Below are 11,662 nucleotides of genomic sequence, written 5' to 3'. Positions count from 1 at the left end.
TTTTGGGGGAGGCGGGGAGGCCCGCGCGAGGGCAGGCGCTATTCAGGAAATCAAGATTCGGAATTATAGCCACTGGAAGCGGCCCCGCGGTTAACACTTAAGTCAAAACACTCAAATGCCGAGGGCCCGATATTCGCTGCAGGCGCGCGCGCGCTCCCATACGGGGTCGAAGGTCGCCAGCAGTTGGCGGGCCCGGGCGCGGTCATCCAGGCGGGTTTCGCCGTCGAAACGGTGGCCCAGCGTGCGGAAGTACCAGCCGCCGGCGTCGTTGACCGCGTACGCAGCGGCATAGGCCTGGTCGCCGGGTTCCTCGACCGCGCGGAACTGGAAGGCGCTGGACAGTCGCTGGCCCAGTCCCAGCAACGGGGCATGCGCACGCTGGGGCGTGGCGGAGTCCTGCAGGAGGATGCGGATCTCGCCGCGTCGGGTGGCCAGCTGGCGCAGGGCGGCGATGAGGTCGGGGTGGTCGAACAGGCCCGGGTCGAGGTCGCGGCTGTAAATGGCCAGATGACGTCGGGTACTGGTGACCACGCCGATCATGGCAGCCAGCGCCTGGTCGCGGGTCTCCACGGCGTTGGCGTGGTCAAGGAGCAGGCGCATGGACAGGTGCTCGATTCCCGCCTCGTCATAGCGGGGGCCGTAGGGCAGGAAGCCGTGGCGCGCGTAGAACCCGATCGCGCTCACCTGCGCGTGCAGGGTGATCTCGCGCCAGCCGAGCTTGCGGGCCTCGTCCATCAGCGCCCGTAGCAGGGCGTCACCGACGCCCTTGCCCCGCCATGGGGGGAGTACGGCCATTCGCCCTATGCGGTGCTCGGGGGTCAGGCGGCCAGTGCCGATCGGGTGGCCTTCGGCATCACGGGCGATGACGTGGTGGCAGGCCGGATCCAGGTCGTCCCATTCCAGGTCCAACGGCACGCCTTGCTCCGCGACGAAGACCGGTTCGCGCACGGCTCGCAGTTCGGCCAGGCCGGTGTCGTAGGCGATGGGGGTGACCTGGAATGCGTCCGTGGGCATGTCAGTCCTCGTCTTCGGCTAGCTGGAGCTGGTAGTGGCCGGCAGACAGCAGCGAGAACAGCAGATCGCGGCCGTGCTCTGAAAGGGCCTGGTAATCGTGGCCGTCGATGCTGGCATTGTTGGCCAGCAGCCGGGCATCGGCCAACGGCAGGGCGTAATCCTGGCCGCTGACGAACAGCGTGGCGCCGCGCGCCGCCTTGCGCCAGGCGACCCGGCTCCAGGGGTGGCGCTTCAACTGGGCGCCCTGTTCCAGGTCCCATTCGACTTCGATGCGCGAGCGGTCCTCGCCGTTGGGCATGACCTCGCCAGCGGCGCGGTAGATGGTCATGAAGCGGCCAAACCAGTCGCCCAGCCGCTCCGGGTCGTTCATGCGCAGCATGTTGAGGGCCTCGACCGCACGCGCCATCGCGTCCGTATCGATCTCATACGGATCCTTCGCCGGTTTAAGGTCGGGGTCGTGGTAGCGCAGCGACTCATCGGCGTCGGCCGCGAGGGTGTCGACGAAATCGCCAAGCAACTCGGCGGCAGCAGGCGCGCGCATGCCGACCGAGAACGTCAGGCACGCGTCTTCGGCAACGCCGTTGTGCGGCACGTTGGGCGGCAGGTACAGCATGTCGCCCGGGCCGAGCACCCAGTCATGTGTGACATGGAACGTCTGCAACAGCTTCAGCTCGACGTCGGGGCGGAAGGCCAGCGAAGGCGCGGGGCGCCCCATCGCCACGGAGGCATCGATCTGCCAGCGACGATGGCCATGCGCCTGCAGCAGGAACACGTCGTACTGGTCCACGTGCGCGCCGACCGAACCGCCCGGCGCGGCGAAGGAGACCATGATGTCGTCGATGCGCCAGCGTGGAAGGAAGCGGAACTCTTCCAGCAGTTCGCGGATGTCGACATCCCACTTGTCCATGTCCTGGACCAGCAATGTCCAGTCCTGGTGCGGCAGGTCCGGGAACATGGCCTCGTCGAACGGGCCGGAGCGCACGCTCCAGCCGTCTTGCGCGCGGTCGTGCATGACCAGGCGCGAGAGGGCGAACTCCTCGCAGGCCACGCCGGCAAGGTCTTCGGGCTGGATGGGGGAAACGAAGTCAGGGAAGGCGTTGCGGACCAGCAGCGGATGCTTCTGCCAGTAGTCCCGCAGGAACACTTCCGGAGTCATGCCCAACGGACCATGTCCTCCCGCATCGATCTCGAAAGGCAGGGCCTGGCTCGCGGGCTTCGCGGACGGCTTCCGGGGGCGCTTCATGGTGGCATGCCTTGATCGTGGGGCACGCCATTCTACGGGGTGGCGGCCCTTCGTTTGCTGGCGCCGTGGCTCTTGAGCTTCATGCCCACGTGGACAATTGCCTTGATCGCGGGGATCAGTTCGTGGCCCAGCTCGGTCAATGTGTATTCCACCGAAGGGGGTGAACTGGCGACCACGTGTCGCGTCACCAGCCCCTTGGCTTCAAGTTCTCGGAGGCGCGCCGTCAGCACGCGCGCGGAGACGCGCGGGATGTCGTGGCGCAGCTCACCAAAACGCCGTGCGCCGGCGCTCAGGTACCAGAGCACGTTGGGCGCCCACGCACCGCGCAGCAGTGCCATGCACTCGGTGAGGGGGCAGGTGGGCGGCGGCGATTCAACCTTGTTCTTGCGAAGTGGCAGGCCCATGGGCGGCGTGTCGGTGTGGTTACTGGATGGATACCACAATCGATGGGTTACAGGTAGTAAGCAGGTATCCAACAGTAACTAGGTATGTTTACGATACCGCCTCCCCACATAAGGACTGCGGCATGGAGCACAGCAGCAAGTCAGAGGCGGTTCGTCGCCTTGGAATACGCCATCCGATCATCCAGGGGCCCTTCGGCGGCGGCCTGTCCACCACGCGGCTGGCGTCCACGGTGTCCAATCTGGGAGGGTTGGGGTCGTTTGGTGCCCACATGCTGCCCGCCAGTGACATCGGTAGCCTGGTGGATGAGCTGCGTGGGCTGACGGCCGCCCCCTTCGCGGTGAACCTGTGGGTTTCTGATCACGATCAGGGTGGTCTGGACCTGGACGAGGCGTCGTTCGACCGGGGGTGGCGGATCTTCGAGCCCTATTTTCAGGAGCTTGGCGTGACGCGGCCGGAGCGGATGACGCGCGGCCATCCCGCGTTTGACGGACAGGTTGAGGCCCTGCTCGAAGCGCGTCCGCCGATTTTCAGTTTTGTCTTCGGCATCCCGTCCGCCGCCGTGCTGGCCGAATGTCGTCGGCGTGGCATCGTGACCCTGGGAGCGGCGACGTCGATTGCCGAGGCCCAGGCGCTTGAAGCCGCGGGTGTCGACCTGATGGTGGCGACGGGTGCCGAGGCCGGCGGGCATCGGCCTTCGTTCCTGGCGAGCGCGGAAGCCTCGCTGATGGGCACGTTCCCGCTGGTTCAACTCGTCAGCCGACGGGTCCGCCTGCCCGTGATCGCCGCAGGCGGCATTGCCGATGCTCGTGGTGTCCGCGCAGCGTTGGAACTGGGCGCCCAGGCGGTGCAGATGGGTACGGCGTTCCTGGCCTGCGAAGAGTCAGGCACGACCGAAGCGCACCGGGCGCTGCTTTTCAGTGAAAGGTCAGAGAGCACCACCTTGACCCGCGCATTCACCGGGCGGCTTGCCCGGGGCCTTCGCAACCGTTGGACCGAGGAACTGGCGTCTCGCAGCGCGGATTTGCCGCCTTTCCCGATCACCAGTTGGTTTGTTTCGAAGCTGCGCCCGGCCGCCGTCGCCGCGGGGCGCACCGACCTGGTCTCACTGTGGAGCGGGCAGATCGCGCCCGACCTCCGCCATCGCACCGCGACCGATCTCATGCGGTCGCTGCTTTCAGAGCTGTACCCCCACCCACAACCTGAGGAAGTGAACGCATGAAGCTCTACTATGCACCCGGTGCCTGCTCGCTGGCATCGCATATCGTCGCCCGCGAAGCCGGCATCGACATCGCGCTGGAAAAGGTCGACACGCGCACCAAGCGCACGGCAACAGACCGTGATTTCATGGCGATCAATCCGAAGGGCTATGTGCCTGCGCTGGAGTTGGCCGACGGCGAGGTGCTGACCGAAGGCGCGGCCATCCTGCAATACCTGGCCGACAGCAAGCCCGATGTCCGTCTCGCTCCCGCCCACGGCACCCTGGCGCGCTCGCGCTTGCATGAAGCCCTGAGCTACGTCAGCAGCGAGTTGCACAAGTCGTATACGCCGCTGTTCAATCCGGCCACGCCGGAGGACGTGCGCGAGGAGCGCAAGGCTTACCTGCGCAAGCGTTACTCGCTAGTGGATCAGGTTCTCGCGGACCAACCGTTCCTGCTTGGCGCAGACTTCAGTGTCGCCGACGCCTACCTGTTCACCGTCACCCAATGGGCGGGTTACGTCAGCCTGGACCTTTCCGAATTCGCGGCGTTGGACGCGTTCCAGGCGCGGATTCGGTCGCGGCCTGCGGTGCAGGCGGCGCTGCAGGCTGAAGGACTCATGCCGGCCAAGGCGGCCTGACACGTTTGGAACCGGGCCCGGCGTCTGACCGGCGAATCAGCAGCGATCCGGGGCCATGTTGCCCCGGATCCGTGTGATGCCAGAGGCGGCGTCAACCCATCGGGGGGACCCGCCTCCGGCTGCGCCGGTTGCCTGACTCAGATGTTCTTGGCCAGTTGCTCGGCGATACCGATGTAACTGCCGGGCGTCATGTCGAGGAGGCGCTGCTTGGCCTCCGCCGGCAGGTCCAGACCAGCGATGAACTCGCGCATCGACTGCTTGTCGATACCGTGGCCGCGGGTGAGCGCCTTGAGCTGCTCGTAGGGCTGCGGCAGTCCGTGGCGACGCATCACCGTCTGCACGGCCTCGGCCAGCACTTCCCAGGACGCATCGAGATCGGCGGCCAAGCGCTCCGGGTTGGCTGACACCTTGCCCAGGCCGCGGCCCAGCGCTTCGAAGCCGATCACCGCGTGGCCAAAGGCGGTGCCAAGCGCGCGCAACACGGTGGAGTCGGTCAGGTCACGCTGCCAGCGGCTGATCGGCAGCTTGGCGGCGAAGTGCTCCAGCAGCGCGTTGGCGATGCCGAAGTTGCCTTCCGCGTTCTCGAAATCAATCGGATTGACCTTGTGCGGCATGGCCGAGCTGCCGACTTCGCCGGCTTTGACCGCCTGCTTGAAATAGCCAAGCGAGATGTAGCCCCACATATCGCGGCACAGGTCGAGCAGGATGGTGTCGATACGCTTCTGCGCGTCGCACAGTTCGGCGATGCCGTCATGCGGCTCGATCTGCGTGGTGTAGGGCTGCCATGTCAGGCCCAGCGAGGTGACGAACCCCTGCGAGAACTTCGCCCAGTCCACTTCCGGGTACGACACCGAGTGGGCGTTGTAGTTGCCCACCGCGCCGTTGATCTTGCCGGGCATCGGCAGGGAGGCCAGGACCTCGCGCTGGCGCTGCAGGCGCGCGACCACGTTGGCGAGCTCCTTGCCGACGGTGGTCGGCGAGGCGGTCTGGCCGTGGGTGCGCGACAGCATGGGCAGCCCGGCGTACTCGTGGGCCATGGCACGCAGCTTGGCGATCACGCCGTCCAGCGCCGGCAACATCACCTGCCCGCGGGCGGTGTTGAGCATCAGCGAGTAGCTGAGGTTGTTGATGTCCTCGGAGGTGCAGGCGAAGTGCACGAACTCCAGCGCCGGAGCCAGCTCCGCATCATCCTTGAGCTTCTCCTTGATCAGGTACTCCACCGCCTTGACGTCGTGGTTGGTGGTTCGCTCGATTTCCTTGACCCGGGCGGCGTCGCGCACCGAGAGCTCGTCTGCCAGCGCGCGCAGGCGCGCCACGGCGGCCGGCGAGAACGGAGTGAGCTCGACGATGCCCGGCTCTTGAGCCAGCGCCAGCAGCCACTCCACCTCGACCTTGACGCGGGCCTGGATCAGGCCGTACTCGGAGAAGATGGGGCGCAGTGCATCGACCTTGCCGGCGTAGCGGCCATCGAGCGGGGACAGGGCGAGCAACTGGGTTTCGACGACGTTGGCGGCGGTCATGGGCGCGGAGTTGGCGAAGCGGGGCCGTAATTCTACAGGTCCGGGGAGTGGGCCGGGGTCGCGGCGCCGGTGGGAACGGTGCGTTCACCAGCTACACGGTGGCCGACGGGGACCGGCGCTATGCTCAGTCGATCCGAAGGCGCGGCCAGGGAGCGCTACCATGCCCACGCAGGCGAAATTCCGAATCGAGCACGACAGCATGGGGAAGCTGCAGGTCCCCGAGGACGCGCTGTGGGGTGCCCAGACCCAGCGGGCGGTCGAAAACTTCCCGATATCGGGCCGGCCCATGCCGCGTGACTTCATCCGAGCCCTCGGCCTGGTCAAGGCGGCAGCAGCCGAGGTCAACGGGGGGCTGGGCCTGCTGCGAAAGGGCATGGCGACTTCGATCCGCAAGGCCGCCATGGAGGTCGCTGCCGGCGAGCACGACAGGCACTTCCCCGTCGACGTGTTCCAGACCGGCTCGGGCACCTCCAGCAACATGAATGCCAACGAGGTCATCGCCACGCTGGCTTCGCGGCTGGGCAAGGCGAAGGTGCACCCCAACGACCACGTGAACCTGGGGCAGAGTTCAAACGACGTGATCCCCACCGCGATCCGGGTGTCGGCGCGGTTGGCGACAGGCGAGGCGCTGTTGCCTGCGCTCAAGCACCTGCGCCGCTCCATCAGCCAGCGCTCACGCGCGCTGAAACGGGTGACCAAGACCGGCCGCACCCATCTGATGGATGCCATGCCGCTTACCTTCGGCCAGGAGCTGGGCACCTGGGCCGCGCAGCTGGAGTCCGCGCAGGCCCGGCTGGAAGACACGCTCAAGCGCGTGCGGCGCCTGCCCATTGGCGGTACTGCCATCGGCACCGGTATCAATGCCGATCCGCGTTTCGGCAACGCCATGGCAAAAGCTCTGACCGCGCTCAGCCAGACCCGCTTCGAATCCGCCTCCAACCGCTTCGAGGGCATCGCGGCCCAGGACGACCTGGTGGAGCTGTCAGGCCAGCTCAATACGCTGGCGGTGGCGCTGATGAAGATCGCCAACGATCTGCGGTGGATGAATTCCGGGCCGCTGGCGGGACTGGGCGAGATTGAACTGCCCGCGTTGCAGCCGGGCAGCTCGATCATGCCGGGCAAGGTCAACCCCGTGGTGCCGGAGGCCTTGGCCATGGTCTGCGCGCAGGTGATGGGTCACCACACGGCCATCACCGTGGCCGGGCAAAGCGGCAACTTCCAGTTGAATGTAATGCTGCCGTTGATTGGCGCCAACCTGCTCGATGCCATCCATCTGCTCGCCAATGGCATGCGACTCCTGGCTGATCGCAGCATCGCGGGGCTGCGCGTACGCGAGGACCGGGTGCGCGAGGCGCTGGATCGCAATCCGATCCTGGTCACGGCCCTCAATCCGATCATCGGATACGAGAAGGCCGCCGCCATCGCCAAGCAGGCTTACAAGGAAGGGCAGCCCGTGCTGGCAGTGGCGATGCAATTGTCGGGATTGTCCCAAGCCGAGCTGAAAAACCTGCTCGACCCCGAGGCGCTGACCAAGGGCGGCATCCGCGAGGGTGTGTCGGGCGGATGAATGAACACGGCGCCGTCCAAAGGGACGACGCCGTGAATGCCTTGCGCGATCGAGCAGAGGAACCGGGGTTGGCTCAGCCGTTCGGTGGGGCGGGCGGTGCCGGCGGTGCCTCGGACTTGCCGGTGGTCTCCTCGCGGCAGTCGTCGACGTCCTGTGCAGTCATCGTCGCATAGGGCTTGAACTCCGGCACCGCCGCGGCCAGCTTCTGTTGCGAGGCGAGCATGGCCGGCAGACGGTCGCACAGCACCATGGCGTCGGCCTTGATCTTCTCCGCCTCGGCTTCGATGCGCTTGCCGATTTCCTCGGTATTGCCGCTGAAGACACCGCGGAGCGCTTCGCCGGCCGCCTTCATCCCCAGGTCCGCGCCGCGTACACCGATGGTCATCCCTGCGTCGGCGATTGCGACGATGTTCGCGCGGTGCTCAAGCAGCAGGGCGCGCTGATCTCCGGTCACCGGTACCGCCTTGCCGTCGATGACCAGGTCGCCCTTCGGCGAGATCTCCGCCTTCGGCAGTTTGCCATCGTCGCTGGAAAGCGTGATGGGCTCGTTGGCCAGCTTGATGCGGGCTTTCTCGGTGGCCTCGTCCACCACTTTGCCAAGCGAGGTGGCGGGTGCGTCGGCATCCTGGGGAGCAGGCGGAGTGGACTTCTCGCAGGCCCCAAGCAGGGGGATGCAGGCGAGGGCAACGAGGGTCGCGGTACGTACGGGATTCATGAATCAATCCTTGTGCGAGTGGGTTGCGGAGTGTGATGAGGGCTCAGCCCTCATCACGCCACCGGCGCATGCGGATCGCAGCAACAATCATCGCCGCGCCAGCCACCACGCCAATCCACAGCGAGGGCGATGCCAGCGTGGAGTACGTGGTCTGCAGGTTGACCAGGGAGTGCACGACCTGCGGACCATTGGCGTCGACATGGCCGATGCGGGCGGCGTCGAACCAGGTACCCGGGGCCACGCTGAACAAGACCCGGGCCACGACGTTCTTCCAGAACCAGGTCGCCTCCAGGTTGAACAACTGCATCATGTCGAACCAGGTCACGAAGATGCCTGCGAAGACCGGGATCATCACCGCCCACAGGAATGCCTTGCTGCGCGCCCAGGCCGAGCAGAGCATCAACCAGCCCACGGTCGGCATGGCCCACAGGGCGTACACCGGCAGCGAGGCGATCATGTTGCCGGCCACGGTCAGCGGACTGGCCGGACCCCACAGCAGGGTCAGCGGGTTGCCACCGTGCAGCAGCACCAGGCCGCTGTAGAGCACCAGCGAACCGAACATGGTGGCGATGCCGGCGGCCACTGCGAGGGCAGGGGCGACGACCACGGCGCTTGCCACCTTGGACAGCACGGTATCGCGGTCGGAGATGGGTAGCGACTTCCAGAACAGCACGCTGCGGTCCTTGCGGTCGTCGTACAGGCAGCTGAGGCAGTAGAAGAACACGACGAAGGTCAGCACGATCAGCGGCCAGCTCGCGGCCATGTACAGGCTGGCGTCAATCACGCCCCCGAACTCGCGCAGTTCCTCCGGTCCCAGCTTTTCAGTCAGCTGCGACAGGTCCAGCCCGTTGATGCGGAAGCTGCCGCCTTCGACGTTGACCCGGGCGTGGTCAGGTGCCTTGCGCAGGAAGGCTTCGCCTACACCGGCGCCCATCATGCTCAGCAGCAGGAAGATGCCGCCGGCCACCAGGGGGGCCCAGAGGAAGCCACCCTTGTGCTCCCAGAACTCACGCTTGAGCAGCAGTTTCAGCTTGTGGGTGGAGTGCGGTGCGGCCACGGGGGCGCGCACGTGGGTTTCGACGACGGCATTCATGCGTAGGTCCCCTTCATGGTGGCGACGAACAGGTCGGCCAGCCCCGGCGTGCGGGTTTCACCGAGCGGTTCCAGCTGGGCGACGGGCACGCCGTCGAACAGCATCACGGTCTTGCCGAACGGCAGCGAGCGCTCGTCGATCGGCTTGAGTGCGCGGGCGGTTTCCAGGTGGGCGGTGTCGACCAGCACCTCGATGAAACGGTCGCCCAGCGACTCCATGTCGTTGTCCAGCACCACCTTGCCGTCGCGGATGAACATCACGTCGGTGAGGATGTGCTCGATTTCCTCGACCTGGTGGGTGGTGACGATGATGGTCTTCTCCTCGTCGAAGTAGTCCTCCAGCAGGCGCTGGTAGAACTGCTTGCGGTAGAGGATGTCCAGGCCCAGCGTGGGCTCGTCCAGCACCAGCAGCTTGGCGTCGATGGCCATCACCAGCGCCAGGTGCAGCTGCACGATCATGCCCTTGGACATCTCGCGAACGCGCAGGTTGGGCTTGAGCTGGGTGTGCTCGAGGAAGCGCTCGCACTTGGCGCGGTCGAAGCGCGGATGCACGCCGGCCACGAACTCGATGGCCTCCTTGACCCGGATCCAGCGGGGCAGCACCGCCACGTCGGCGATGAAGCACACGTCACGCATCAGGTCGTCACGCTGGGTGCGCGGGTCACGGCCCAGCACGCTCAGCTCGCCCTCGAACGGGATCAGCCCGAGGATGGCCTTGAGCGCGGTGGTCTTGCCAGCGCCGTTGGGGCCGATCAGGCCGATGATGCGGCCGGTGGGGATGGAGAACGAGGTGTTGTCCAGCGCTACCTTGTTCTTGTAGGCCTTGCGCAGGTTGCGGGCGTTGACCACCGTTCCGGTGGCGACATTGGCCATGGTGTTCATGCCGTGCCTCCGATGGCCTTCGGCCCCATCAGTTCGTCCATGGACAGCCCCAGGCGCTGGATACGCTCCAGCACCAGCGGCCATTCCTCGCGGAGGAAGCGTTCACGTTCATTGACGAGCAACTTCCTTGCAGCCTCTTCTGTAACGTACATGCCCAGTCCCCTGCGCTTTTCTACGAGTGCCTCGTCCGCCAGTTCCTGATAGGCGCGCGAGACGGTGATTGGATTCAGCTGGTACTCGGCCGCGACCTGCCGGACGGAGGGCAGGGCGTCGCCGGGCTTGAGGACGCCATCGAGCATCATGGCGATGACGCGTTCCTTCAGCTGGCGGTAGATGGGAGCTCCATCGCTCCATTGGATTGCGGTCATGGTCAACCCCGCTGTGCGAATGAGAAAAAGGGCATGACCAACGTCTGCCGGCGGTGGCGCGCACTCTTCCTGATCGCGCGTTTCGGAGCCCCCGAGACACTGTCCGGAGAAGACAGGCCCAAGGTGCCCGTGGAAGGGAGGGCGCCGGGAACGGCCGCGGCTACGTCCGGGAGAACCGGCCCGAGCAATGCCGGGCTGGGGTCCGAAGGCAGGGCGACCAGCACCAGCAGGGCGCTGGCGGCGGCGAGGGTCAGGGCGGTGTGGCGGAGCGCGTTGTTCATGTTGAACGTCCTGCTCGTTAGTAGACCGGTGTTGTATGCAACTATAACACCAAAACACGCCGCGTCAAGCACCTCCAACCCAACTGAAGTCATACTTGGGGCCCACTCCCGGTCGAGGTCCTTCACATGGCCCGAAACACTGCTCTGGCGGCTGTCGCCGCCGTTTCCATGCTGGTCGCTGGCGTGGCGCTGTCCGCCTCGGGGCTGCTGGGCCACAGCTTCCGCCCCTTGGCCGGCAAGGCCCCGGTCAACCTGGAGAAGACCTACGGCGGGCAGGTGCTGTTGGTGGTCAACACTGCCAGCAAGTGCGGCTTCACCCCGCAGTTCGAAGCGCTTGAAGCGCTGCACGCCAAGTACAAGGGCAAGGGCTTTGCCGTGCTCGGTTTCCCGTCGGGCGATTTCCGCGAGCAGGAATTCACCGACGAAAAGCAGATCCAGGAGTTCTGCACGCTCACCTACGGGGTCAAGTTCCCGATGTTCGAGAAGGTGCACGTGGTGGGCGATCAGGCATCGCCGTTCTACAAGGCGCTGGCGCAGGCCTCGGGGGAGGCGCCTAAGTGGAACTTCCACAAGTATCTGATCGGGCGCGACGGGCGCCTGGTGGCCAGTTGGGGCAGCCGGACCAAGCCCGATGACAAGGCCATCGTCACGGCCATCGAACAGGCGCTGAAGGCGCCGCGGCCCGCTCGGCGCTGAGGCTGATTGCCGTCCGGGTCGCAGGTCGCGACAATGGGAACTT

General features: G+C 66.1%; 13 protein-coding genes. 4 read left to right on the top strand and 9 right to left on the bottom strand.

Annotation, left to right across the window (positions count from 1 at the left end; translation table 11 throughout):
• Positions 1–111: 111 nt before the first annotated feature.
• Genes AC3ARF_RS08205 through AC3ARF_RS08195 form a run of 3 tightly spaced genes read right to left on the bottom strand, consistent with a single transcriptional unit; the run spans position 112 to position 2,661 of the window.
• Positions 112–1,014: a GNAT family N-acetyltransferase gene (locus tag AC3ARF_RS08205; protein ID WP_498926890.1), complete on the bottom strand. Its 903-nt coding sequence runs from the start codon at positions 1,012–1,014 to the stop codon at positions 112–114.
• Between the two features lies 1 nt (position 1,015).
• Positions 1,016–2,257, bottom strand: a complete 1,242-nt coding sequence (locus tag AC3ARF_RS08200; protein ID WP_498926888.1) for a ribosomal protein uL16 3-hydroxylase — start codon at positions 2,255–2,257, stop codon at positions 1,016–1,018.
• Between the two features lie 32 nt (positions 2,258–2,289).
• The gene (locus tag AC3ARF_RS08195; RefSeq protein ID WP_498926886.1) at positions 2,290–2,661 is read right to left on the bottom strand and encodes a winged helix-turn-helix transcriptional regulator; all 372 of its coding nucleotides are present in this window, start codon (positions 2,659–2,661) and stop codon (positions 2,290–2,292) included.
• Between the two features lie 122 nt (positions 2,662–2,783).
• On the opposite strand from AC3ARF_RS08195, the gene AC3ARF_RS08190 reads away from it, so the two are divergent.
• Positions 2,784–3,881: an NAD(P)H-dependent flavin oxidoreductase gene (locus tag AC3ARF_RS08190; protein ID WP_498926884.1), complete on the top strand. Its 1,098-nt coding sequence runs from the start codon at positions 2,784–2,786 to the stop codon at positions 3,879–3,881.
• Positions 3,878–4,498, top strand: coding sequence for a glutathione transferase GstA (gene gstA, locus AC3ARF_RS08185; RefSeq protein ID WP_498926882.1), 621 nt, complete (start codon positions 3,878–3,880; stop codon positions 4,496–4,498). Before AC3ARF_RS08190 ends, gstA begins: the two co-directional genes overlap by 4 nt.
• Before the next feature lie 137 nt (positions 4,499–4,635).
• Here gstA and purB read toward each other — a convergent pair whose 3' ends face one another.
• On the bottom strand, positions 4,636–6,018 hold the full coding sequence (purB, locus tag AC3ARF_RS08180; protein WP_498926880.1) for an adenylosuccinate lyase: 1,383 nt from the start codon (positions 6,016–6,018) through the stop codon (positions 4,636–4,638).
• A gap of 160 nt (positions 6,019–6,178) precedes the next feature.
• On the opposite strand from purB, the gene AC3ARF_RS08175 reads away from it, so the two are divergent.
• Entirely contained in the window at positions 6,179–7,585 is a 1,407-nt protein-coding gene (locus AC3ARF_RS08175; protein WP_498926878.1) for a class II fumarate hydratase, read from the top strand.
• Between the two features lie 73 nt (positions 7,586–7,658).
• On the opposite strand, the gene AC3ARF_RS08170 is transcribed toward AC3ARF_RS08175, so the two are convergent.
• The 5 genes from AC3ARF_RS08170 to AC3ARF_RS08150 are packed head-to-tail and all read right to left on the bottom strand — an operon-like array spanning position 7,659 to position 10,923.
• On the bottom strand, positions 7,659–8,300 hold the full coding sequence (locus AC3ARF_RS08170) for a hypothetical protein (RefSeq protein ID WP_498926877.1): 642 nt from the start codon (positions 8,298–8,300) through the stop codon (positions 7,659–7,661).
• A 43-nt stretch (positions 8,301–8,343) separates the two neighbouring features.
• Positions 8,344–9,393: a hypothetical protein gene (locus tag AC3ARF_RS08165; protein ID WP_498926875.1), complete on the bottom strand. Its 1,050-nt coding sequence runs from the start codon at positions 9,391–9,393 to the stop codon at positions 8,344–8,346.
• Positions 9,390–10,265, bottom strand: coding sequence for an ABC transporter ATP-binding protein (locus AC3ARF_RS08160; RefSeq protein ID WP_498931813.1), 876 nt, complete (start codon positions 10,263–10,265; stop codon positions 9,390–9,392). The genes AC3ARF_RS08165 and AC3ARF_RS08160 overlap by 4 nt, the downstream gene beginning before the upstream one ends.
• A gap of 5 nt (positions 10,266–10,270) precedes the next feature.
• Positions 10,271–10,642 carry a GntR family transcriptional regulator gene (locus AC3ARF_RS08155; RefSeq protein WP_498926873.1) on the bottom strand — a complete coding sequence of 124 codons (372 nt, stop codon included), beginning with the start codon at positions 10,640–10,642 and terminating at the stop codon, positions 10,271–10,273.
• 2 nt (positions 10,643–10,644) lie between these two features.
• Positions 10,645–10,923 carry a hypothetical protein gene (locus AC3ARF_RS08150; RefSeq protein WP_498926871.1) on the bottom strand — a complete coding sequence of 93 codons (279 nt, stop codon included), beginning with the start codon at positions 10,921–10,923 and terminating at the stop codon, positions 10,645–10,647.
• 126 nt (positions 10,924–11,049) lie between these two features.
• On the opposite strand from AC3ARF_RS08150, the gene AC3ARF_RS08145 reads away from it, so the two are divergent.
• Entirely contained in the window at positions 11,050–11,619 is a 570-nt protein-coding gene (locus AC3ARF_RS08145) for a glutathione peroxidase (protein ID WP_498926869.1), read from the top strand.
• The last annotated feature ends 43 nt before the right edge of the window (positions 11,620–11,662 follow it).

This window comes from Lysobacter sp. KACC 24251 (assembly GCF_057747755.1).
Note: the sequence above shows the minus strand (reverse complement) of the source record. Positions and strands in the feature narration are given on the sequence as shown.

Excerpts from the sequence above, each read along its gene's own strand:
- AC3ARF_RS08205 (WP_498926890.1), bottom strand. The coding sequence starts at position 1,014 with ATGCCCACGGACGCATTCCAGGTCACCCCCATCGCCTACGACACCGGC.
- AC3ARF_RS08200 (WP_498926888.1), bottom strand. The coding sequence starts at position 2,257 with ATGAAGCGCCCCCGGAAGCCGTCCGCGAAGCCCGCGAGCCAGGCCCTG.
- AC3ARF_RS08195 (WP_498926886.1), bottom strand. The coding sequence starts at position 2,661 with ATGGGCCTGCCACTTCGCAAGAACAAGGTTGAATCGCCGCCGCCCACC.
- AC3ARF_RS08190 (WP_498926884.1), top strand. The coding sequence starts at position 2,784 with ATGGAGCACAGCAGCAAGTCAGAGGCGGTTCGTCGCCTTGGAATACGC.
- gstA (WP_498926882.1), top strand. The coding sequence starts at position 3,878 with ATGAAGCTCTACTATGCACCCGGTGCCTGCTCGCTGGCATCGCATATC.
- purB (WP_498926880.1), bottom strand. The coding sequence starts at position 6,018 with ATGACCGCCGCCAACGTCGTCGAAACCCAGTTGCTCGCCCTGTCCCCG.
- AC3ARF_RS08175 (WP_498926878.1), top strand. The coding sequence starts at position 6,179 with ATGCCCACGCAGGCGAAATTCCGAATCGAGCACGACAGCATGGGGAAG.
- AC3ARF_RS08170 (WP_498926877.1), bottom strand. The coding sequence starts at position 8,300 with ATGAATCCCGTACGTACCGCGACCCTCGTTGCCCTCGCCTGCATCCCC.
- AC3ARF_RS08165 (WP_498926875.1), bottom strand. The coding sequence starts at position 9,393 with ATGAATGCCGTCGTCGAAACCCACGTGCGCGCCCCCGTGGCCGCACCG.
- AC3ARF_RS08160 (WP_498931813.1), bottom strand. The coding sequence starts at position 10,265 with ATGGCCAATGTCGCCACCGGAACGGTGGTCAACGCCCGCAACCTGCGC.
- AC3ARF_RS08155 (WP_498926873.1), bottom strand. The coding sequence starts at position 10,642 with ATGACCGCAATCCAATGGAGCGATGGAGCTCCCATCTACCGCCAGCTG.
- AC3ARF_RS08150 (WP_498926871.1), bottom strand. The coding sequence starts at position 10,923 with ATGAACAACGCGCTCCGCCACACCGCCCTGACCCTCGCCGCCGCCAGC.
- AC3ARF_RS08145 (WP_498926869.1), top strand. The coding sequence starts at position 11,050 with ATGGCCCGAAACACTGCTCTGGCGGCTGTCGCCGCCGTTTCCATGCTG.